23 protein-coding genes are annotated in these 23,930 nt (G+C 37.5%); 2 read left to right on the forward strand and 21 right to left on the reverse strand.

Annotated elements, in window-relative coordinates; all coding sequences use genetic code 11:
- Nucleotides 1–196: 196 nt before the first annotated feature.
- The 10 genes from lpdA to ACZSMY_RS06280 form a co-directional block, all read right to left on the reverse strand.
- Nucleotides 197–1,570 (reverse strand): dihydrolipoyl dehydrogenase, encoded by a 1,374-nt coding sequence (gene lpdA, locus ACZSMY_RS06235; RefSeq protein WP_042533645.1) that lies wholly within the window; start codon nt 1,568–1,570, stop codon nt 197–199.
- A gap of 12 nt (nt 1,571–1,582) precedes the next feature.
- Nucleotides 1,583–2,935 (reverse strand): dihydrolipoamide acetyltransferase family protein, encoded by a 1,353-nt coding sequence (locus ACZSMY_RS06240; protein ID WP_042533644.1) that lies wholly within the window; start codon nt 2,933–2,935, stop codon nt 1,583–1,585.
- Between the two features lie 15 nt (nt 2,936–2,950).
- Complete coding sequence (locus ACZSMY_RS06245) at nt 2,951–3,934, reverse strand: alpha-ketoacid dehydrogenase subunit beta (protein ID WP_465147557.1); 984 nt, start codon at nt 3,932–3,934, stop codon at nt 2,951–2,953.
- Between the two features lie 26 nt (nt 3,935–3,960).
- Nucleotides 3,961–4,941: a thiamine pyrophosphate-dependent dehydrogenase E1 component subunit alpha gene (locus ACZSMY_RS06250; protein ID WP_042533642.1), complete on the reverse strand. Its 981-nt coding sequence runs from the start codon at nt 4,939–4,941 to the stop codon at nt 3,961–3,963.
- Nucleotides 4,942–5,047: 106 nt separating this feature from the next.
- On the reverse strand, nt 5,048–6,337 hold the full coding sequence (locus tag ACZSMY_RS06255) for an NAD(P)H-dependent oxidoreductase (protein ID WP_193062002.1): 1,290 nt from the start codon (nt 6,335–6,337) through the stop codon (nt 5,048–5,050).
- Between the two features lie 26 nt (nt 6,338–6,363).
- Nucleotides 6,364–6,729: a PTS glucitol/sorbitol transporter subunit IIA gene (locus ACZSMY_RS06260; protein WP_042533640.1), complete on the reverse strand. Its 366-nt coding sequence runs from the start codon at nt 6,727–6,729 to the stop codon at nt 6,364–6,366.
- A 135-nt stretch (nt 6,730–6,864) separates the two neighbouring features.
- Nucleotides 6,865–7,917 (reverse strand): PTS glucitol/sorbitol transporter subunit IIB, encoded by a 1,053-nt coding sequence (gene srlE / locus ACZSMY_RS06265; RefSeq protein WP_042533639.1) that lies wholly within the window; start codon nt 7,915–7,917, stop codon nt 6,865–6,867.
- A gap of 29 nt (nt 7,918–7,946) precedes the next feature.
- Complete coding sequence (gene srlA, locus ACZSMY_RS06270; protein WP_042533638.1) at nt 7,947–8,477, reverse strand: PTS glucitol/sorbitol transporter subunit IIC; 531 nt, start codon at nt 8,475–8,477, stop codon at nt 7,947–7,949.
- Nucleotides 8,465–8,863 carry a transcriptional regulator GutM gene (locus tag ACZSMY_RS06275; RefSeq protein WP_052485050.1) on the reverse strand — a complete coding sequence of 133 codons (399 nt, stop codon included), beginning with the start codon at nt 8,861–8,863 and terminating at the stop codon, nt 8,465–8,467. The genes srlA and ACZSMY_RS06275 overlap by 13 nt, the downstream gene beginning before the upstream one ends.
- A gap of 88 nt (nt 8,864–8,951) precedes the next feature.
- On the reverse strand, nt 8,952–9,899 hold the full coding sequence (locus ACZSMY_RS06280; RefSeq protein ID WP_052485049.1) for a sugar-binding transcriptional regulator: 948 nt from the start codon (nt 9,897–9,899) through the stop codon (nt 8,952–8,954).
- A 341-nt stretch (nt 9,900–10,240) separates the two neighbouring features.
- Between ACZSMY_RS06280 and ACZSMY_RS06285 the strand changes: the two genes are divergently transcribed.
- Nucleotides 10,241–11,896 carry a glycerol-3-phosphate dehydrogenase/oxidase gene (locus ACZSMY_RS06285; RefSeq protein ID WP_465147558.1) on the forward strand — a complete coding sequence of 552 codons (1,656 nt, stop codon included), beginning with the start codon at nt 10,241–10,243 and terminating at the stop codon, nt 11,894–11,896.
- Between the two features lie 12 nt (nt 11,897–11,908).
- Nucleotides 11,909–12,952: an alcohol dehydrogenase catalytic domain-containing protein gene (locus ACZSMY_RS06290; protein ID WP_465147559.1), complete on the forward strand. Its 1,044-nt coding sequence runs from the start codon at nt 11,909–11,911 to the stop codon at nt 12,950–12,952.
- A gap of 50 nt (nt 12,953–13,002) precedes the next feature.
- On the opposite strand, the gene ACZSMY_RS06295 is transcribed toward ACZSMY_RS06290, so the two are convergent.
- The 11 genes from ACZSMY_RS06295 to ACZSMY_RS06345 all read right to left on the reverse strand — a co-directional run bounded on the left by ACZSMY_RS06295 (nt 13,003) and on the right by ACZSMY_RS06345 (nt 23,726).
- Complete coding sequence (locus tag ACZSMY_RS06295; RefSeq protein WP_212929110.1) at nt 13,003–13,953, reverse strand: sugar-binding transcriptional regulator; 951 nt, start codon at nt 13,951–13,953, stop codon at nt 13,003–13,005.
- 181 nt (nt 13,954–14,134) lie between these two features.
- Nucleotides 14,135–14,569 (reverse strand): hypothetical protein, encoded by a 435-nt coding sequence (locus ACZSMY_RS06300; protein WP_455725880.1) that lies wholly within the window; start codon nt 14,567–14,569, stop codon nt 14,135–14,137.
- 43 nt (nt 14,570–14,612) lie between these two features.
- Complete coding sequence (locus tag ACZSMY_RS06305) at nt 14,613–15,785, reverse strand: M20 metallopeptidase family protein (RefSeq protein WP_042536191.1); 1,173 nt, start codon at nt 15,783–15,785, stop codon at nt 14,613–14,615.
- A gap of 193 nt (nt 15,786–15,978) precedes the next feature.
- The gene (hxlB, locus tag ACZSMY_RS06310; RefSeq protein WP_465147560.1) at nt 15,979–16,530 is read right to left on the reverse strand and encodes a 6-phospho-3-hexuloisomerase; all 552 of its coding nucleotides are present in this window, start codon (nt 16,528–16,530) and stop codon (nt 15,979–15,981) included.
- Entirely contained in the window at nt 16,527–17,594 is a 1,068-nt protein-coding gene (locus ACZSMY_RS06315; protein WP_465147561.1) for a galactitol-1-phosphate 5-dehydrogenase, read from the reverse strand. The genes hxlB and ACZSMY_RS06315 overlap by 4 nt, the downstream gene beginning before the upstream one ends.
- Nucleotides 17,591–18,253, reverse strand: a complete 663-nt coding sequence (rpe, locus tag ACZSMY_RS06320; RefSeq protein ID WP_465147562.1) for a ribulose-phosphate 3-epimerase — start codon at nt 18,251–18,253, stop codon at nt 17,591–17,593. Before rpe ends, ACZSMY_RS06315 begins: the two co-directional genes overlap by 4 nt.
- Nucleotides 18,254–18,281: 28 nt before the next feature.
- Nucleotides 18,282–19,529 carry a PTS transporter subunit IIC gene (locus tag ACZSMY_RS06325; protein ID WP_465147563.1) on the reverse strand — a complete coding sequence of 416 codons (1,248 nt, stop codon included), beginning with the start codon at nt 19,527–19,529 and terminating at the stop codon, nt 18,282–18,284.
- Nucleotides 19,530–19,547: 18 nt separating this feature from the next.
- Complete coding sequence (locus ACZSMY_RS06330) at nt 19,548–19,835, reverse strand: PTS sugar transporter subunit IIB (protein WP_465147564.1); 288 nt, start codon at nt 19,833–19,835, stop codon at nt 19,548–19,550.
- Between the two features lie 20 nt (nt 19,836–19,855).
- Nucleotides 19,856–20,293 (reverse strand): PTS sugar transporter subunit IIA, encoded by a 438-nt coding sequence (locus ACZSMY_RS06335; RefSeq protein WP_465147565.1) that lies wholly within the window; start codon nt 20,291–20,293, stop codon nt 19,856–19,858.
- Nucleotides 20,294–20,318: 25 nt separating this feature from the next.
- Entirely contained in the window at nt 20,319–22,424 is a 2,106-nt protein-coding gene (locus ACZSMY_RS06340) for a BglG family transcription antiterminator (protein WP_465147566.1), read from the reverse strand.
- 231 nt (nt 22,425–22,655) lie between these two features.
- Nucleotides 22,656–23,726: a C45 family autoproteolytic acyltransferase/hydolase gene (locus tag ACZSMY_RS06345; RefSeq protein ID WP_465147567.1), complete on the reverse strand. Its 1,071-nt coding sequence runs from the start codon at nt 23,724–23,726 to the stop codon at nt 22,656–22,658.
- Between the last annotated feature and the right edge of the window lie 204 nt (nt 23,727–23,930).

The following is a 23,930-nucleotide window of genomic DNA, read 5'->3' on the forward strand; positions in this document are numbered from 1 at the left end:
AAGGGAAATCAAACACATTACGAAAATAAAAGACCGATCCGAAGAGCTGGAAATATTTCCAGCTCTTCGGATCGGTTTAGTTACCAACTGTATTTTAAATCAACTCTTATAAAGGCATGGTATACCCTGTTGAAATCGTGCTGCTATACTACATGAAATTACGACTACAAATGGAATATACAGCACTTTTCTTTTTTTAATAATGAATCCCTTTATCCAGCCATTTTGCAGCAGCTTCAAACATTCCCTCCGCTAAGGTTGGATGCGGAAAAATCATATCCTCCAACTCTTCTACCGTCCCTTCTAAGTACATGAAAGAAGTTGCCTGACTGATCATTTCCGTCACATGGGCGCCAGCAAGCACCACACCGAGGATTTCACCATACTTTTCTTCGGAGATAATTTTCATAAATCCGCTGTTTTCGGCAGAAGCTATTCCTTTTCCATTAGCGGCTAAGTCTACTTTTTGAGCTTTCACCTGATAGCCCGCTGCTTTCGCCTGCTCTTCTGTCATCCCAACACTTGCAATCTCAGGAAATGTATAAATACAGCGTGGCATAATGAAATCTTTTGGATGTGTTTCACCTAAAATATGACTGACTGCACGAATTCCTTCTTCACTCGCTGCATGTGCAAGCTGGTATCCGCCAATTAAGTCTCCGATAGCATAAATCCCTTTTACATTGGTCTGCATCGATTTATCCACTTTGACAAATTTGCCTTCATAGTTAATAGAAAGGTCATTCAATCCGGTCAAATTAGGTTCGCGTCCCACAGAAACAAGGACACTATCTGTTTCCAGACTCGTTTCTTTTCCGTCCTTTTCTAATTTGACCACCGTTTTCTTATCCTTCTTCAATTCCAGCACCTTTGCACTGGTATGCATGCCTATCCCTTTTCTTTTCAGCTCATTTGCTAGATAATCAGCTGCTTCCTTGTCTTCTGCAGGAATGATACGATCTGCCATTTCCACAATTTCTACTTTCGTTCCTAAGCTTTGAAAAATGCAGGCGATTTCCAATCCAATGACCCCGCCGCCGACAATAACTAAATGCTCCGGGACCTCTTCTATATCGAATATCGTATCACTTGTATAATAAGGAACTTCATTAAGCCCCGGAAGGTTAGGAACAAAAGGCTTGGAGCCGTTTGCCAGAATAATAGATTCCGCTTCCAGCTTTTCTGTTTTCTCTCCGGTATCAACCGTAATTATTTTTTGATTATCCACTGTTCCATAACCAGAATATAGCTTTATTTTATTCGCTTTTAATAGACTGTTAATCCCGTTTTGTAGCTGCTGAATAACCTGATTCTTTCTATTAATCATTGTTTTTAATTCCAATGAATATGAATCAACCTGGATTCCAAACTTTTTCGCATCTTTTATTTGATTGATCACTTCTGCATTTTTTAATAATGTTTTAGAAGGAATACAGCCACGATTTAAACAAGTTCCACCCAGGTCTCTTCCTTCTACCAGCGCAACAGACAAGCCCAGCTTTGCAGCTCGGATTGCCGATACATATCCTCCGGGACCGCCGCCAACTATCGCTACATCAAATTTTGTCATTTACTCCGCCCCTTAAACTAATAAACTGTATGGATTTTCAAGATTCGCCTTCAAGTCCGTTAAGAATGCTGCAGCTGGTGCACCATCAATTGCACGGTGATCAAAGGACAGACTAAGCACCATCATTGGACGAGCTGTCAGTTCTCCATCTACAACAACAGGCTTTTCAACAATTCTTCCAACACCTAAAATCGCTGTTTCCGGTCCATTAATAATAGGAGTGAAGGCATCAATGGCATACATTCCCAAGTTACTGATGGTAAAGGTACTTCCGCGCATTTCATCCGGTTTTAGTTTATTTTCTCTTGCCTTCTTGCCCAGTTCTTTACTAGTTTGAGTTAACGCAGCCAGACCTTTTTGATTTACATTTTTAATAGAAGGCACAATCAATCCATTATCTACAGCAACTGCCAGTCCGATATTGACTTCATTGTTCATCACAATTTCATCACCAATTAAAGAGGCATTTAATTTTGGATGCTTCATAAGTGCATTGGCAGTTGCTTTTATAATCACTTCGGTAAAGGATAACCGGTATCCCGTATCTTTTTCAATCACAGGAAGCAATGATTTACGCAGGTCAATAACATTCGTCATATCCACGTCGCTTGTCAAGGTTACATGCGGGATGGATTGAACGCTTTGTACCATTTTGTCAGCAACCGCTTTACGAAGTCCTTTGAGCTTTATACGTTCTGCTGGCTCAGATTCCGTTTCTTTTGAAATTTCATCTGCTTTTTCCAGATAAGAAAGTACATCCTGCTTTTCAATTTTTCCGCGCGCCCCTGTACCCGTAATTTGATTTAAATCAATTCCATGGTCAGCTGCTATTTTCTCTGCCAACGGCGTCACAGCTATCACACCTGCGACAAGAGCTGCTTCGACATCCTGTTGATGTACCCTTCCATTTGGACCAGAGCCGGAAATAGCGGATAAGGAAAGATCATTCTCGCGGGAAATTCGTCTGGCAGCAGGAGTCGCTCTGACTTTTCCGTCCTTATTTTCTTCTTGATCAGAATCGGTACTAACTGTTTGCTCCTGTCCCTCAGCAGATGCTTCTTCCTGGACATTTTCTACTGATTCAGATTCTTCGGAAGCTGCCGGCGGATTATCAGGAACTTTTTCTCCTGCTTCTCCTATATAACCAATACAAGCATTTACTTCGACCTCATCATCCACTTTAAAATATTTCTTTAGCAGTATGCCCTCTTCATATGACTCAACTTCAATATTGATTTTATCCGTCATAATTTCGAATAGGGGCTCCCCCATTTCAACAGAATCTCCCTCTTCTTTAAACCATTGAAGCAGGGTGCCCACTTCCATCGTACTGCTTAGCTTAGGCATAAATATTTCTTTAGCCACCTGAATCCCTCCTTTCTATGCTTTATTTAATGTTTCCTTCACTGCCTGGATAATATCTGGAACCTGCGGCACATGCATTTTCTCTAATTCCGGGTTATATGGAATCGGCGAAGAGGCACCGCCCAATCGTTTAATCGGCGCATCTAAATAATCAAATGCTTCACTCTCTGCAATCATACTGGCAATCTCTGCACCGTAACCGCCTCTTTTTACCGCTTCATGGACAACAACTAAACGAGATGTTTTGGAAACAGATTGAATAATTGTTTCTGTATCCAGCGGTACTATTGTGCGCGGATCAACAACTTCTGCACTGATGCCTTCCTTCTCCAGCTCCTCAGCCGCTTCTAAAGCACGGTGTACCATAATAGCTGTTGCTACGATTGTTACATCTGTTCCTTCCCGCTTAATATCTGCCTTTCCCAGCGGGATGCTGTATTGCTCTTCCGGTACGTCCCCTTTTGTTTTATAAAGTAATTTATGCTCATAAAAAATCACCGGATTATCATCATCCATCGCTGCTTTTAATAGTCCTTTTACATCATGCGCTGTAGAAGGCTGAACAACTTTCAAACCAGGAACATGAGCCACCCAAGCCTCTAAACTTTGCGAATGCTGTGCAGCTGCTCCTGTACCTGATCCGCTTGGCGTACGTAAAACCATCGGAACTTTTCCTTTTCCGCCATACATATAACGAATCTTCGCGGCCTGATTCACCATTTGATCCATCGAAATCGTAATAAAATCAGAGAACTGCAGCTCTAAAATCGGGCGCATCCCAGTCAACGCTGCACCAACTGCCGCACCGGCAATCCCAGATTCGCTGATTGGCGTATTTCGTATCCGCTCCGGACCAAATTCTTCAATCATTCCCCGGGTAACTCCAAAAGCTCCTCCATATACCCCTATATCTTCACCAAGAATAAAAACATCTTCATTTTTACGCATCTCTTGGCTCATTGCTTCACGAACTGCTTCTAAATATGTTAATTCTCTCATTTTCTTTCCTCCTTTGAACATCCACTTTAAGCAAATACATCCGTTAATAAATCACCCTTCGTAGGCATCGGGCCCTCTTCAGCAAAAGCAACTGCGTCTTCAATTTCTTTTAAAGCATCTTTTCGCAGTGATTCCGCCTGTTCTTCCGTGATAATAGATTCACTGATTAACAGTTCCTTAAGTCGTTTGATTGGATCTTTTTCTTTCCATTCTGTTTCTTCATCACGGGTACGATACTTTTTAGCATCACTTTTCGAGTGACCCTTCCAACGATAGGTTTTTGCTTCAATTAAGGTTGGTCCTTCCCCGTTTTTAGCACGCTCAAGCGCATCATTTGTGACATTCATCATTTCAATAAGGTCATTTCCGTCAGCTACCACTCCAGGGATGCCATAGGATTTTGCTCTTGTTGCAATATCCTCTATCTTCACCATTTCCTTCACAGGGCCAGACATGCCGTATTGGTTGTTTTCGCAAACAAAGATAACTGGCAAATTCCAAACTGCAGCAAGGTTCACTGCTTCATGAAAACTTCCTTCATTCGTAGCGCCATCCCCAAAAAAGCAGACAGTTACATAATTTAACTTTTTCATCGATGCTGTTAATGCCGAGCCGACAGCTAATGGAATCCCCCCGCCAACGATACCGTTTGCACCAAGATTACCCATTTCTACATCTGCAATATGCATGGATCCGCCTTTTCCCTTACAATAGCCTGTTGTTCTGCCGAATAACTCTGCCATCATTTTATCCGGCGTAGCTCCTTTAGCGATGCAATGACCATGCCCGCGATGCGTGCTGGTAATTTTATCTTCTTTCTCTAGTAAAGCGCATACGCCTGCAGCGCTTGCTTCTTGTCCTACTGCTAAGTGCGTTGTTCCATGGATTTTACCTTTTGCAAAGAATTGATCTACTTTCTCTTCGAAAAAACGGATTGTCCACATTTGTTTATAGAGCTCTACCAGTTTTTCATTTGTAATCTTATCTGGAACGTTTAATTTTGACATAAATTTCATCCTTTCCTTTTGTTCTTGTTAGGCACAAATGTAAAAATGTGTGTAAATGAATATGCCTTGCTAAAGCGCAAAACACATCCTGATTAACCCCAGTTTATTAAAACTCTCTATCTTGAATAGAACGAAGCTTCCAAATAGTAGATTCTTCTGTTTGTTCTACGGCATCATAGGTAATAATCTCACCTTTTTTAATATCTTTCTTCAATACAACATTTCTATCAACCAACCCTAGCGGAAGAGCTTTTTGTTCTTTAGCTTCTTCAGCTTTTAAAATATGTCCATAAACGGTATAGCCGCCGATATAATCCAGATGCTCCCCTTCCTTCAAATCTTTTTTAGCTACTGTAACCGTTTCTGCCTGTAATCCATAATAAGGAGCAATCGTTGCCTCATGATCAATATATGCTTTAGCAATGGATAATGGCGTTTCTAAACTAGTTAAATGATATGGACGATATAACACATAATTTGGTCCATCTCCCATTTTTAAATATTGCATTTCTGCATTAACTTCTTCTTTATCAGAAGCAATGATGGCAAATACGCCTGGTGCGATTCCGTTGATAAACTCTACAATTCTTTTTCCATTTACCTCTCCGCCTTTGTCCTTTTCAAGAAAGACTTTTGGCAATTCTTGAACAGAGGCTTCAAAACCGTGCATTCCGGGCTTATCTGGTGAAAATCCAGTTGCATTTGCAACAGCATTCATCTCAACCATTGTTTTTGTTCCATCTTGGAAGGATGCAAGCATTTTAGGGGATGACCCTTTTTCTTTAGCCTCTGCTTCCGCCGTTGTCGGATTCGCTTCTAAATTTAACGGATTATTTTTCCCTTTTCCGAGTGCTACAATTTCAAATCCCATCGCATCCGCAAAATCATATAATTCCATAATTGCTCCAGGCTCATCCCCTGCAGATCCTGTATATACGACGCCGGCAGAATCCGCCATTTTTTTGAGCAGCGGTCCGACCGTAACATCCGCTTCAACATTTAACATAATAATATGTTTATTATTTAAAATAGAATCCCAGGCAATTTCTGCTCCTACATTTGGAATACCCGTAGCATCTACTACAACGTCTACTTCAGGGAGAGAGGTTACAAGTTTCATATCTTTTGTAGCAACTACTTTATCTTCCTGAACCGCTTTAGACGCTGCCTCTTTATCATTTGTTTCTTGAATACTGGCAGCATCGATTCCAGCATGTTTATAAGCATTTGTCACATTCTCTACTGCTAAATCGGAAGTAATTACTACCCGCATCCCTTTCATACCCTCAATTTGTGAAATCATCCCTCTTCCCATTTGTCCGGCGCCTACAAGACCAACTTTGATATAAGATCCTTCGTTTTGTAATTTTTCAAGTTTTCTATTTAAATTTAACATGGAAACGCACTCCTTCTATGACTAATTTATAATCTGTGAAATGAAATTGTAGAACCTGTCTCTATATGAGGAATTTCTTTTTTTTCCAGATAAACCGTACCCGGCATATCATATTCCGTTTCACCTTCAAAATTAAATGTGGCATGGCCTAGCTGTGACAACGTTTCATTTGCTTTATCTCCAACATGAAGGATACGGAAAAGTTCACCGTTGATTATCATGTTATCGCCAGACTTAATGTCTTGATGAAATGCGCCATCGTGAATAACAGCAATCGTTTTCAAATCTTCTGGCACGGTATTATTAAATAAAATCAATATACCTTCCTCTTTCATCAGCTCTACATCTTCCCCAACTTCAGTTACATTTAAATCTAATTGTAATTGACTCATCTAAATCACCCTTCAACGCACAAAATTTTCTGTAAGAATTTCTAATAATCTTTATTTTATAAATCTACTATACATGACATCTCACCTTTTTACAAATGTTATACATATTTACATTTGTAAAAAATCTCGAGTTAATTAACTGTAAAGTCCAAAACTAGCAAGATAAGCAATAACTACTGCTATTGGTCCAGTAATTAATCTAGAGAATAATACTGCCGGAACTCCAACCTCAACCGTTTCTGCTTCTGCTTCCCCAAGCGTTAATCCAACTGGCACAAAATCTGTACCAACTTGCGGATTAATAGCAAACAATGCCGGTAATGCCATTTGTGGAGGTATATTACCATTTGCGATTTCCACACCAATGAGTACTCCGACAACCTGAGCAATTACTGCGCCCGGTGCGAGTAATGGAGATATTACTGGAATGGCAGCGATAAATGACAGGATTAGCATTCCAATAAGACTTGTTGCTAACGGAGCAACTAAATTAGCAATCATATCACCGATTCCTGTAAATGTGATGATACCCATTAATGCGCTTACAAAAGCCATAAACGGCAAGATATTTTTAATAACCGTTTCAATTGTATCTCGTCCTGATTGGAAGAAGACACTTACGACATTCCCCACTTTATTTCCCAGGATCTCAATAAATCTCATTATCGGATTCTTTTTCTTTCCATTACCGTTCTTAGATTCAGCTACTTTTGATTTTGCTTCTTCTTTTACCTGTTGGGCAACCTTTTTATCCATTAAATCTGGTGCATCATCATTCTCAACTTTTGCCGTTGTAACTGCTTCTCCAGATGCATCCACACTTTCAAATTGACTTTGACTCTCTACTCCGGATACGAAATTACCTTCATTAATAAACTTCATTAATGGCCCGGATGGCGAATTACTAAATGTGTTAATTGTCTTTACTCCCATTCGCGGATATACCCCGCTTCTCGCCGTTCCACCGCAATTAATAACTGCCGCTGCTATTTCTTCTTTCGGTACAGACTTTTCAAAACCATCTATCGCAATAGCTCCCGTTTGTTCTGCTAAAGCTTGTGCAACTTCATGGATTCCCCCGCCAGTTACAGAAATAATATATTTTTGTTCTTCACTAGGCTGAATTACTAATGGACCACCCCATCCAGAAGGTCCTTTATGAACTTTTACCGCTTTAAATTCACTCACTCTCTATCCCTCCCATAATTGTTCAACTATTACGCTGCGCTGTCTTGCTTATTTTTTAACATACGGGCTGTAATCATCTCTGTTACAACTCCTCTAATCAACATAACGACAATTCCGACCAACAGAAATCTTAAAGCTAACGGCCCTAATGATAAACCCAGTTCTGTAATTCCAGCTGCTACTCCCATATATACAAATAATTCTGCCGGGTTTGCATGTGGGAAAAGCCCGGTTATTGGATGGACAAATGAAACAGCTGAATCATAGAAAGCTGGTTTCTGTCTCTCCGGTAAAAAACGTCCAAATGTATAGCACATTGGATTAGTAAGGAAAAAAACGGCTAAAAACGGAAAAACAGTATATCGTAAAACAAAATATTTTGTACACTTTTGTGCAAAACTATTTACTCTGTCTTCCCCAATAAATTTGATTAAAGCATTTACTGCTGTAATTAATACAACGAGCATTGGAATAATACCCGTTACTAGCCCCATGAAAGTTTCTCCGCCTTCTTCAAACATTCCAATAAATCCTTCTGCAATACTGATTAAGAAATCCATGCTGCTTTCTCCCCTTTCTTCTCAAACTCTTTTTCAATCATTTTGACTGCTCCTTGAACGGCATTTTTCTCTTTAGCATCGAGAATCTCCATATTTTCAACTTCAAATAAATCCTTGCCGATTAATTCTTTTCTATCTTTAAAGCGAGCAAAAACGGTAATCCCTTTCATTATTTTTGCTTCAACTACCTGCAAATTTTCATCAGATACTAATAAAACCAACGCCCCTGTTCCAAACCTTTTTTTAAAATAACCTGTTCCTAAAAAACCTGACTTTCGATTGGTAAAGCTCTTTATGTTTGAACGATAATGCTTTACTTGCAGTTGTGTCATTAGAAACTGTACTCCCCACACAAAGGCAAAAATTAAAATGAAAGTTCCCCACATAACTTATCCCCCTCTTATATTTACAAATGTAATATTAATTTACGTTTGTAAATAGAATAATAAAACGCTTTCAAAACTTTGTCAACATTTATTTGTATTTTTTTAAAAGTTTCTCTGCGGTATCACTATCAATAACTAATGTAGTGATAAAGTTATTTTCAAGTGCGACATGCAACGGGAATAATTTGTAATCTCCTCTTACAATTGTAATTACTTCTGAAATATTTTTAATATCTTCCAACTTAACTCCTACTGTGCGATTATTTAATGGGTGGTCAACGAGTTCACCATCTTTATTAAAGAAATTTGAATTGATATCACCAATGGCCCCAGCATTCAAAAGACTTTGCTGATCTTCTTCCAATAAATACCCCATTTCTGTCATCGTGTTTTGTATTCCTGGATTCCCAATACCTACGATCGCTATATCAACTTGTTTTCCTTTAGTAAGAACTTCTTTCACATCTTTAGAACGTACAATATGATTCCTTAACTCTTCACTTTCGACAACTGCTGGAGCATACAGATAGGAAGAAGTTGAATTTAACTTCTGAGCAAGCTCAAAAAGCAGTGAATTGGTATGGTAACCAATATAGTTCTGTCCAATACCGCCAATCAGCGGAATAAGATGAACGGGTTTATTTGCTTGATATTGAAAAGCTTCGACAACTGCATATACAGAAGTTCCCCATGAAATACCAATTGTATTTATTTGATCCAGTTTTTTTTCAATATATCTCGCTGTCACTACCCCAAGTTTGCGCATAATTAATTCTGGGCCGCTATGTGCGGATTCAATCACAATTGCTTCTTTCAGATTATATTTTTGCTCCAGTTCTCTCTCTAGTTGAACCGTATGTACAGTACTATCCTTCAAGTATATTTCAACTATTTGTTTTTCTTTTGCCTGCTTCAGAAGTTTAGAGACAATTGGCCTGGATTTGTTAATTTTTTTTGCAATTTCCGTTTGTGTCCAACCTTCTAAATAATACAGTTTGACTACTTTTGTCATTAATCTTCTTTCTTCAATATTCATAATTTCAACCCCCTTACAAATGTAACACGATTATATCATATTTCTTCAGATTTTATGCAAACGCATTCAAATTTGAAGAAATTTCACTGTGCTGAAATTTTGCGGACACTTATTCTTTACAAAGAAGCAAAACACCATTTTGCAGCTCTTTATCCTTGGTGTATTGATGTATAACTACAGCTATTTTCCAATTGTGTGAATCATCTCGCCATTATAAACAAACATGAATAAAGGTTTTTAACCATCTAGATTATTGACTTGTTACTCCCCAAATTATATACTCATTATAAAATTACAAAATTTTCGTTTTTGAACATTTGTAAAATATAGGAGGATTCGACATGTCTCATAATCATTCTTTTTCTACACTTCATCGTGACAGCACCCTTCACCAATTAGAAGAACAACAATTTGATTTATTGATTATTGGCGGAGGAATCACAGGAAGCGGAATTGCCCTAGATGCTATCACAAGAGGACTAAAAGTAGCTTTAATAGAACGTTATGACTTCGCATCAGGAACAAGCAGCCGCTCAGGAAAATTAATCCATGGAGGTTTAAAATATTTACAGAACTTTGATTTTCCTGTTGTAAAAGAAACTGGATCAGAACGCGATATTGTTTATAATAATGCCCTTCATCTCGTTTACCCGATTACTATGAATTTTCCTTTGATAAAAAAAGAGTCTTATAATTTAGTAACTTTAAAAGCCGGACTCACCCTTTATGACAAACTTGCCGGTGTAAAAAAAGAGGAACGCCATAGCCTATACGGAAAAAAGAAAACGCTTCAAAACGAACCCCTTTTTAACAAAAAGATCGTTCAAGGAAGCGGATGTTATATTGAATATAGAACAGACGACAGCCGTTTAACACTGGAAGTAGCAAAAACAGCACAAGAAAAAGGCGCTGTAATTTTAAATTATGCCGAAATGACCGAATTCCTAAAAGATGAAAATAACATGGTTAAAGGAATCGTAGGAAGAGACCACTGTGCTAACCAGACATTCACTGTTTATGCTAAACACATTGTAAATGCTGCTGGCCCCTGGGTTGATGAAGTTCGTAAGAAGGATGAGAAAATAACCGGGAAGCATATGGTTCTTGCGAAAGGAATTCATATTGTATTTCCTTATGATAAATTACCAGTGAAATCCTCTGTTTATTTTCAACATAACGGAAGAATGATAGCCGTTATTCCAGTAGGAAACCGTACGTATGTCGGTTCAACAGAATCACTGTACAATAAAGATATGGATGATATACATGTGCATCTTAGCGAAGTTCAATATTTATTAGGCTGCTTAAAGGATATGTTTCCAAATGTAAAATTACAGGTTCAGGATATATCATCCAGTTGGGCAGGAATTCGGCCGCTTATTGGCGAGAGCGGAAAAAAACCTTCCGAATTATCTCGTCATGATGAAATTTTCGAATCAAATTCTGGTGTTGTTACCATTGCTGGCGGAAAATTGACTGGTTATCGTAAAATGGCAGATCGCATTCTAACTTATATCGATAAAAAACACAAATTAAATCTTCCTACAACTAAAACAGCAAATTTAAAACTATCCGGATCACAATTTAACAATATTAAAGAACTTTATGAGTATGCGGATCGGATTCATGGACGATATAGTCATTTAGAAATTTCACAGCAGAACATCACTAACTATGTATTGCGTTATGGATCAAACACTGAAAAATTACTGCAGACAATAGATAGCTATAACGGGCAGCAACTAAAACACGTACACAGGAACATTTTAGGAGAACTTCGTTATACAATCGAGCATGAAATGGTTTCAACATTAACTGATTTCTATGATCGTCGTACAAGCTATTTATTATTTGATTTAGAGCTTGTTAAAGAAACATTAGAAATAGTTACTAAAGAGATGGCTGATATTCTTCAGTGGAACGACGCCGTTAAAGAACAAGAAATCCGTCAAATGCAATACCAAATCAAAAAAGCACTCCATTTCAAAGAAGATTAGGGGGAATCAAATATGATGCAGGCAGTCGCATTAACTGGTAAAGAAAAGCTCGAATATCAGGAAAAGGAGATTCCTGATATCGATGGCCATGAAATATTATTAAAGGTTCATGCCACTGGAGTTTGCGGGTCCGATTTACGAATCTTCCAAAACGGGGACAGCCGGGTAAGTTTTCCTAGAATTATCGGACATGAAATAGCAGGAGAAATCATCCAAAAAGGAAAATATGTTTCATCATTTCAATTAGGAGACCGCGTCACACTTTGGGCACATCTCCCTTGTGGCGAATGCTACTATTGCCAAAAAAATGACAGCCACTTTTGTGTAAAAGGAGAATCTATTGGCTACCAAATCGATGGCGGCTTTGCTCAATATATGGTGCTGCCGCGAAACTTTATTGAATATGGATCTATCCAGCGCATTGCAGATACTACATCATATGAATTAGCGAGCCTTTCTGAACCATTCGCCTGTGTGCTTAGCGGGCTGACTGAAGTAAAGATCAATGCCGGTGATGCAGTCGTTGTCTATGGAGCAGGCGCAATTGGGTGTATGTATATTGCTGCAGCTAAAAAAATGGGCGCCGGGAAAGTTATTGCTGTACAGCGTTCCAAAGCAAGGCAAGAGCTTGCTAAGCAAATCGGCGCTGATATAGTTATCGACCCAACTAAGGATAATACATTGCAAACCATTCTTGATGCATCAGGTGGATTAGGTGCTGATGTTGCCATTGTAACTGCTCCCTCTGCTTATGTTCAAAATGAGGCTTTGGAAATTGTACGAAAAAAAGGAAGAGTATTATATTTCTCAGGAAATAAGAAGGTTACTGAAACTTCAATTAATACAAATCATTTTATCTATAAACAATTAACTGTTGTTGGTACACACGGAGCTCCGCGTGATTTACATGTAGAAGCAGTGAAATGGATTGATGAAGAACTAATTGATTTCACTCCATTTGTCACAGATATATTCTCTTTGCAGAATACAAAAAAAGCGTTTCAAACCGCTCTTGATAAAAACGGTTTGAAATGCGTAGTAACCCCTTGGAAATAATAAAAATTTTAAACGACCCAATTATCTATTTCTGATAATTGGGTCGTTTCTTATATATAGCTTTCAACCAATTCCTGTGCCGTTCGATCATCAATAATTAATACGTCTAAATATTTACCTTGTAATGCCGATTCTAGACTTTCTAATTTATATGAACCTTCCACTATCCCAATAACTTCGGGTATCTGTTTAATTTCATTTAAGTCTAAACCGATAACACGATCGTTTAAGGGATGATTTAATTCTTTTCCAATCGCATCATAAAATCTTGAACTGATATCTCCTACCGCTCCCGCTTTACGTAAAGATGCGAGGTCTTTTTGGTTTAGATATCCTATTTTTTCCATTGTTGAGCTTTTAAACGGATTCCCAAGACCAACAACCGCCATATCAACATTCCTTGCTTGCTCTAAAACATGAGAAATATCCTTTGACTCAACTAACCTTTCTTTTAAATCAATAGATTCTACCATCGCTGGAGCATATAAATAAGAGCAGCTTGAATTCATTTTTTGTGATAGATGGAAAACTAATTGGTTGGAATGTAAATGAACATACTCGCTTCCCATTCCTCCAATAATTGGAACAATATGTGTGTCCTTTTTATATTTATAAGGGTACTCTTCTACGAAAGATAATAGCGTTGTTCCCCAAGAAAGCCCTAAGCTTTTTACATCCGTTAAGTGATTCGCTATATAAGAAGCAGCTGATTTTCCCAGCTGGCGTTTTATCATCTCAGGAGCAAAGCCCGCTGTGGATACCACAATAACTTCTTTCAAATCAAATTTTTTCATAATAGCGTTTTCCAACTCCACGCTATGTAACGTTTCATCTTTAATATAAATTTCTACAATACCCTCTTTTTTGGCATTATTTAACAATTTTGAGATGATAGGACGTGAAACATTTTGCTTTTTTGCAATTTTTGCTTGTGTCCATCCTTCATAGTAATATAATTGCGCAATTTTAACCATTAAACGCCGTTCTTCCCAACTTAGCATAACATCCGCTCTCTTCACAGTTTATAAATACTAATTATTAAACTTCCTTTATTCTTTATATTAATCATAGAATCTATACAGTATAAAGTCAAATATGCCTAATGCTTTCCTAATTTAAGGTTTAGATATTTGAAAAGCGCTATAAACCCAAAAATAGGTTTATAGCGCTCCCTTGGAAGTTTCAAGAAAAATCCTTCTGTTCTTTCAACAACACGGAAATACCTTCTGCTCCATCTTCTACTTTCCAATTAGGGGAAAGAATCTGCTTTAACTCACTCAGAGCTGGTTCATCCAAATTCAAATCAATTACCCCTGCTTGCTGTTTTTGATAATCCTTTCCATCCTCTTTCCCAAATTTCAAACTCAATAATCTCTCCAAACCGCCAACCGTTACAAATTTAACAGCATAACCATCATGAATTACTTTTTCAAAAGCTGCTAAATCCTTTTCCGCTAATGCAATCAGCTGTTCAAAATCAAATTTTTCATTTATTTGCTTCCACCCTGATACATCTTTAGCTTTTACACCTGCTATTATTTCTTCATTTGTTATTCCGTTTACGCGCATTGTTTCAATCATATACGCTTCCATTAAAGATATCTTTGGCCGAGTCATGCTTAAATTCCTTTCTGCTGAAACTTTCCTGCATTTTTTTATTCTACAATAAATAATGATTAATGATTGCTGCAAATGCTTTTTCCGTATTCACCAATGCCCGTTCATCAATATCAAATCGAGGATGATGATGCGGGTAATGTGTGGCTACATCTTCGTTTCTAGAACCAACCCGGAAATAGGTCCCCGGCTTTGCTTCTAAAAAGTAGGAGAAGTCCTCTGCCCCCATAGCCGGAGAAAATTCTACTACATTCTCATGCTCAAAAGCTTTCTTGAATAAATCTCTGGCAAGGTCTGTTTCTTCTAGATGGTTGAATAATGCAGGATATCCTCTTAAGTAGTCCAGTTCATAAGCCGCATGAAATGCACTGGTGATTCCATCTAATATCGAACGAATTTCCGTTTCTACTTTATCACGTACTTCTGGATCGAAGCTGCGCACCGTTCCCTCAATACGTGCTGTATCAGGAATGACATTAAATGCGTTCCCTGCCTGAAAAACACCAATTGTCACCACAGCTGATTTTAACGGATCAATTTGCCGGCTGACTATTTTTTGCAAAGCCTCGACAATGCTCGTTCCTATTACCAGTGAATCCGTAGTATCATGCGGCCGGGCGCCATGACCGCCATGTCCTTTAATATCAATGGCAAACTTATCTACTGCCGCCATTTGATAGCCCGCTCCTACACCAACTTTCCCGATTGGTATGTCTGATGCAAGATGAGCTCCAAATACATAATCTACATCATCTAAAATTCCTTCTTCTATCATGAACTTCGCTCCGCCAGGCGGTGTTTCTTCTGCTGGCTGGAATACAAAAACAATGCTTCCTTTCAGATTTTCCTTATATCGGCTTACTACTTTTGCCACGCCTAATAAAGCTGCTGTATGCCCATCATGACCACAAGCATGCATCACACCGGGATTAGTAGATTTATAAGCGGTTTCTTTTTCATCCTCAATTGGCAGCGCATCAAAATCTGCTCTTAAAGCAATCTTTTTGCCAGGCTGTGTTCCTTCCAAGACACTTATTAAACCATGCCCTCCGATATTTTTTTGAACATCTAAACCAAAGCTTTTTAATTTTTCTTCTATGTATTTTGCTGTTTTCTCCTCTTTAAAGGATAATTCTGGATGCTGGTGCATATACCTTCTCCAGTCCTTTACTTCTTCAAAGTTTGCATCAAATTCTTTAAATATGGAATGTATTATTTTATTATCTACTGTGCTCACTGTTTAATCTCCGCCCATCTCAATAGTATATATGACTTACCTAACACATGTTCAGAAATAAATTCTGAATTTTATATAAGTCTACCTATTTTATCCCGAGTTGTCAACTAGGGTTTGTAAAGTTAAAAATTCAGAAGTTGTACTAAAACAAGATACAACTCCTGATTATAATCTACTCTAAATTAGCATGACGTTCTTTCATTGTTTCATAGCTTACCTGATACTGTTCCTTCCATTCAAGAACGATTGCATCAAATAATAACCAGCTTGCTTGTTCAAATAAAGATCCCATTGGCTGAAGAGTGGTTACCTCGGAATCTTTATTTACTGCTTTTACAATAATCTTTTTACCCGCTATTTTACCTAAACGGGAATTCTGATTAGTTGTAACCAGAACAACCTTTGCTCCTTGCTTCTTTGCTTTTTCGGCATGTGTAACCAGACTTTCTGTTTCACCAGAACCTGAGCTAACCACTAAGACATCACCTTCTTGAATACTAGGGCTGGAAATATCCCCTACAACATGAACAGATTTCCCTAAATGAAGCAACCGATTTCCAAATGAACGAATCGCTAAGCCAGAGCGCCCAGCTCCTGTTATAAAAATACATTTACTTTTATAAAGTATTTCAATGATTTCAGATGTATCATTGAAATCAATTTCTGGTATACTTTGATTGATTTCATTTAGAATTTCCTGCATATATACTGATGTTTTTGTCATTCTAATACACGCTCACCTTCTGGATACATAATTACTTTTCCAAAGGTCTCCGATTTCTCTGCAAATTTTTCAAATATCTCTGGTCCCTCTTTTAGATTCACACGGTGTGTAATCATTGTTTCCGTATTTAAACGCTTATTATTCATAAAGTGAACGGTTGTATGCCATTCTTTCCCTGGAAACGGAGCAGAAACACAGCTCCAAGAACCCCAAACAGTCAATTCACTGCGAAGAATTTTCTCAAAGTAAAAGCGTTCCATTGAAATATCTGAATAAGGGATTCCTAGGAAAAGAACGCCGCCACCTTTTTTCGCATAGCCAAATACAGTAGCTGCGGTAATTGGACTTCCTGCCGCTTCAACAACAATATCTGCATTCATGCCATCTGTATATTCACTAACTTTATCTAATACATTTTCATGTAGAGAGTTAATTGTATAATCAGCACCTAACAATTTTGCTGTCTCCAGCTTTTGATCATCAATATCAATGGCAATCACTTTTTTTGCACCGAATATTTTCGCCCATTGTACAGCAAATAATCCAATTGTTCCTCCAGCTCCTGTAATTACTACATCATCACCTGCTGTCAGTTTTGTTTGATAGTACCCGTGCAAGACAACAGTTGAAGGTTCTACCATTGCTGCTGCATCAAAGTCTAATTCTTTTGGTACTTTTACTACATTTTGGGAAGGCAATGTGATATATTCTGCAAACCCGCCCGGCTCTAGAGAACCAATCGCCTGTAATGAGTCTGCGCGGGCCGGGTAACCAGCTTTATAATAATAATCATCCTCATCAATCAATGCGGGACAGCCTGCAACATGATCGCCAACTTGCACATCGGTGACATTTTCTCCGACCTCTTCAACCACTCCTGAAAATTCATGACCCCAGATTTGTCCAGGACTATGTGGTTCCAATTTTGTATATCTTGACGTATCTGATCCGCATATACCACATGCTTTAACTTGAACCAAAACATCGTTTTTTGATTTAATAGCGGGTTTCTCTGCTTCTTCAAAACGGATATCTCTATTTCCGCAAAGCTTCAATGCTTTCATTGTTCTTTCAACTCCCTTCCTTCTTCCAATTGTTTTAACACGGAGAAGTTTTGTTGGTTGTCAACAAATAGATAAGATCCAATAACGATGATTGATGCTCCTGCATCAATACACTTTTTGGCTGTAGAAGCATTTACAGATCCATCTACTTCAATCTCAATATTTCGAGAACCGATCAATTCGTTTACTTCTTTGATTCTATCAATCGTTTCTTCTATAAATTTCTGATTTGAGCGCCCAGGATTGATAGACATTAAAAGAACATAATCTATTGTGTTTAACAATGGCTTAATGAGAGATGTGTCGGTTCCTGGATTAAGCACAACGCCTGCTTTCCTACCGCCTTTTTTTATTTCTTCAAGGACAAAGTGAATATGTGGTGTTGATTCTATATGAACAGATATCATTTCTGCTCCCATCTCTATTAATTCAGCTATTTTCTGCTCAGGATTTTTTACCATGAGATGCACATCTAACTCCATATTTACGGCTTGTTTTACTTGTTTAATCTGCTCGGTTCCAAATGCGATATGAGGAACGAATTGACCATCCATCATGTCCACATGCAGTTTTTTAAACCCTTCCGTCTCTAAATCTTTACATGTTTGCTGCAGATTCATAATATCTGCAGCAAACAAGGAAGGTAAAATTTCAGGCATGATTCTACATCCTTTCTTTAACTAAATTTTAAATCGTACTAAACCAGTAAATAAGCAGGTTCCAAAGTGTAGAGAAAGTTACATCTGTACCTAATCCTTCTAACCCAACACCTGCACTATTCAACATTTCTGTTGCTCCTGGAGCTACAAACCCAGCTAAATAAAATGTAATAATACAAAATACTACTGTAGATGTAATCGATCGGAATAGATTTCCTTTACTTGCCATAGCACACATAACAGAAATGTATGTGACAGACATGAGCAGACCAATAGGGAAAAATTGTACGCCTGGTAAAATAATTGCGAATAGCATGACTAATGGAATAGAAATAACGGTTGTTGTAATCGTTGTTGGATCTCCTAAGCCTAAAGCAATATCCATTCCAACATTTAATTTTGAATCTTTCCCCATTTTCTTTACCATAAAGTCTTTGGCAGCTTTTCCGATTGGTGATAATCCATCCATCATCACACCAACCATTTTAGGCATTAACACCATAACTCCGGCAATTCCAATAGCCATCGTAATAACTTCTGGAAGCGAACGCTTCGTAATTATGCCTAGGATCAAACCGACAATAAATCCAATAATAGCAGGGTCTCCAATGACCCCTAATTTTCGGTTCAATTTATCTAAAGAAAGATTCCATTTGTTTACTCCTGGGATAAAATCAATTATTTTATTTACGGCCCAAGCAATCGGATACCCCCAAGCCGAATAAATAATCGTTGTATTTGTTGTCCCTTCTAAACCAAAATACTTCTGCCATTTCGGAGCAATCCAATCGCCCACAAAGAGCGCAATAATTGACATTAGCAAGGTCACAAGCAGCCCCATCCAAAAACTCCCAAAAAGGAAGTAAACTAAAGCACCTGGAATTAAGAAATGCATATAATTCCATATATCTACGTTTAATGTTTTCGTCCACTTCAATCGAACAAGCAATAAGTTGGCTAATAACCCCAACGGAATGGACAGTGCTGCAAAAGGAGCAACCCATGAAGCTGCACCAACTGCTGGCCACCCAATATCAGCAATGGTAAAACCTGATCCAAGGTCCGCATAGTAACTTACTGCGGGCTCTAAAGAAGTGTTTAATAAATCAACTATCAATGTCAGTCCTAAGAAACCGATACCTACCAATAGCCCTGATTTAACGGCATTCCCAATTTTCATCCGGAATACAATTCCCAGAACTGTTATAATAATTGGTAATATAGCTGTGGCACCCATTTCGGTAATCGTTCTGACAATATTATATAAAGTCTCCATATTGTCTACCGTCCTTGTCTATAGTGATTTTAATAGCTCTGCTAATTGTGCTTTTAAAACATCCTCATTTATCCCTGTTACAAATCCCATTATATTCAAATGAGGTTTTTCGTCAGTTTCGTAATTGTTTGTTGTTAACACAATATCTACTTGATCAATTACATTCGGCAATTCTGTCATACTCGTTTTGATAATCTTATAGTCAGAGATATTTTCTTCCTCCAGCACTTCCTTCACTGCATCAGCAGCAATTGTTGATGTTGCAATCCCGCTTCCACACGCTACAGCAATATTGATTTTTGACATATTAAATTCCTCCTAGTTTTTTATATTAAAGCTTTTAATTCTTTTCCGGCTTTTATTTGTTCCATAGTTTCTTTATTTTGAATGGTTTCCATAAGTTGACGCAAAGCAGTTAAATGAAGGTCACTGCTCCCAAACCCCAAAATAAACAACGTATCGACTGTTAACGTTTTTTCTGGATTGTCCATCCGACTCATAACAATTGGTTTTTTCAACGTGACCACAGAAATAAAATCTTTTTTCACAAATTCAGCACCGCCGTGAGGGATTGCTGCGGTATATCCTTCTAACTGCAAACCTGTCGGATAATCCTTCTCTCTTATTAGTAATGCTTCTTCAAATTCTTCACCGGCAAAGTCCAACTTCACCAGTTTTTCGCTAACTGTGGCAAGGACATCTTTGAAACTTTCACATTCTAAATTCTTAAATACTAGATTGCTTTGTAAATATTCTTTTAACACATCTTCACCCTTCCAACTTTTCGAATTATTCTAAAGAGTAACGCCGTAGCAACTCTGCTATTTCCTTTTCACTCCGAGCTGTAATCAACTGATTTAACCGCTCTTCATCTTTTACAATCGCAGTTAATTGGCTTAAAGCACGTAAATGCTCCTTATTATCCCAGGAAGCAAGGACAACAAATAGATGAATAGAAAATCCGAATAGATCGACAGGTTCCTCTAAACGCAGCAGGCTCATCCCTGTTTCATTTACTCCGTCCGCTGAATTAGCATGGGGTAACGCTAAACGTTTGGACAGAACAACATATGGACCATAACGATTCATATTTTCAATCATTTTATTTACATAGTTTTCATTAATGAATTGATTCTTCACTAATGGATTTGATGCAACTTTAACCGCTTCTTTCCAATCTTTTACTGCATGCTGAAACTGAATTCGGCTTGAAGGAATCAACTCGCATAGAAATGGTTTTCTTTCCATTCCAATCGCCAAAGGAACTTGTAAATATTTTTTAAATTCTTCTTTTAACCCTTCTTCATCATGAACTTCCGCATAGTGCTTCACAATATTCAACACCGCATCTACTGAATGCGAATTTCCAGGTTTATATTCTTCAGACAATCGATTTATTTTCTTTAACAACAATTCCTTATCCTTATTATCTAAAATTGGATTCACCACCAAGACAGGAATTTCATCCTCCACAAGTGGGACAGTTGAAACAATAAAATCCACTGACTTCGTAAATTGCTGATAATCTCTTAAGGATTTCGTTGCAACAATGTCCACGTCCGTTAATAAACCTTCTAATTGAGACTCCAAAATTTTTGAAGTTCCTATTCCACTTGTACAAACAATTAAAATCCGTAATCGATTTTGATTGAGAACAATCCCTTCTCGTCTTAACCACCCTCCAAAATGCATTGCGATAAAAGCGATTTCATTCTCTTTAACCGATTTTTGAACAAATTTTTCAAAGTGATGAATTACCATTTTTGTCAAATGGTAAACTTCAGGATAATTTTTCATAACAGATGTATGCAGTTTTGTATCAATATTTATATCGTACTTTAATCGGTAATAAGCTGGTTTCAAATGAACTATTAAGTTTTGAATCATTTTTTCCTTCTCTGTAAATTCAATAGCAGCATATAATTGAAAATCAACTATCATCGCTTTGATTACTTCATGTAATTTATTCACTTCATTTCTTTCATCATATGAAGGAATCTCATAATTTACTTTGGCACTTAATAAATACCTAGTAAGAAAATAAATTTCTGTTTTTGGAATAAAAAATTGATATTGTCCTTTCAGCTTTTGGCATAAATTATTTACTCCCTTAAATGCTTCTGTCGAACTAATGACACTTTCTTCAATCGGATCAATATCTACATATTTTCCTTTTTCCATTCTTTTTGTAAATAAATAAATCCATATTACTAAATCCGCAAAAACATCATCGGTAAATTCTAAATACTGACTTGCTTCATAAGCATGCAAAGTTTTTCTAATTTGATGCAACCGAGTTATATCAAATAACCGGTATGCCTGTACCTTATTCGATCCTCCTTCCTTTTTTTCGGTTTCATTAAGGATGCTATACCATCCATTTAGCGGAATAATGAAAGGGAGATAATAAAATAATGCATTTCTGACCTGCGCTTCATCCCCAAGGGGAACATATCCTTCATAGCGCTCAGATATAATTTTAATATGAAACGTTTTCAATTCTTGTTTTAATTTTTTAACATCTTCAAGAATTGTATTTCTGCTTACTACAAAGAGTTTTTGATAGTCCTCAAGGTACATGGGCGTATCATATGTTGTCATATAAAGATAAATCCATGCTTTCCTTTCATTAGGAGCATACTCGTAATATGAGTAATCAGAAGCGCCTATTTCAGATTTCAGCTGTTCTTTTACCGTGATGTCTAAAAATAACCCTTTCTCACGTATCTGCCCTATTTCTTTATACCCGTTTGCTTTTAACCAATCATTCGTTTTAGTTAAGTCGTTATAAATCGTACGACGAGATACATTGAAGCTGTCTGCAAGTTCATCTATCGCCAGATAACCTTCCGAATGAATTAATTGATTCAGCATTGCTAAAATCCTTTGATTCAACGCATAACACCACCTAAAAACATAATAAGATGTTTTGTATTATGTTCTATTTGAATTATAAATAAAACAAACAGTTAAAATAAGACCAAATTATTTCCAAAGCTATTTGCAAAGTTGTACCGACATTACATAAATCCAAAATATGTTACTTTATCATCATGTAATTTCTTTTTACATACAAAAAAGATACCGAAACAGCATCTTAAAAGTTTCCGGTACCTTGTTAGAAAATTATTTATACATTTTATACCAATCCGCCTTCTCCATATGAACAAAAGGAATATCTGTATCTACCATTCCTGTAACTTCAGAAACAGGGAAATCATTCCCCTTCAGCCATGATGCAAAATCAAATTTCACCGGCTGCTGATCACCGCCAAGAGCAATCCATGCTTCTAATTTCGATGGGAAATACGCAGAAGTATGTATCGTTCCTGCCCACTGTCCGTATAATTTAGAAAACACACCATTTTCTGTTCCATTTAACAGCTGAAAAGCTTCTTTCCCGCGAAGAGAATGAGGTGAGTTACTTTCCATAATTTCCAGACGTCTTATCGAATCCTTCAGATAATGACGATTTTCCTCCTTCATCAGTTGAAAATGATTCGTGCACGCCTCTCCAGTCCTTACCTCTACATTTCTTGGAGAAGCCTCCACAATCGTTGATTCCGAATGATCTTTATCAAACAATACATAACTAAATGATCCCCGATGCGGAATTTGTTTTAGCAACGAAACAGCTTCTTCGATATTAGCGCATGTTTCTAAAATCATTCTTCCAATCATATGACAGACAAATCCATCTTTCGGGCGTTTACGATGCATAAAGGTATATCCCATTGCTAACCCCTTTTCGTTCATTCCATCACAACGTCCCGTTACTTTCTGCGTAACTCCTATAGCTGCGTATCCTGTATCCGTCGGTTGGAATACGGAATAAAAGCCATCGTATGTTTTCGGATGATAATCATAATTTCTGATCATATAATCTGCTCCTGTTATAATGGAACATCCGGAACGGTTCACTTTTACCCGATACCCTCCAAATTCAAGCAGTACTCTCTCCATCGGCCATTCAAGCGCATCACCAAAACCTGATAATTCCTCCCATATTGCCGGTGCTATTTCTTGAAAAATCCTTTTTGTTTCTTTGATATCAATAGAAAATAAAGGCGTTCTTACCTTCCATTGATTTTCACGATTCTTTACTAAAATATGATTTTTTAATAAAGTACCTTGATGATAACCAAATTCATAATGTGTTCCCCGAAATTGAACAACACTTGACGATATTTTTTTCAAACAAATTCCTCCTTACAGCAGCTGCTCATAATCTGAAGCTTTATTCAATTTAGCGTTCTTTGTCTTTTCAAGCGGTGTTAGACTGTGTTTATTCACTCTATCAAGACCGTGTCAATACCACAAACCTAAAGATTTTTGGTTCAAACGGACCTTATAACGGAGATTAAATTAAGATTATTCCCCATTAATAAAGCGATTACTATA

The sequence above is a fragment of the Oceanobacillus sp. B139/18 genome (assembly GCF_055524595.1).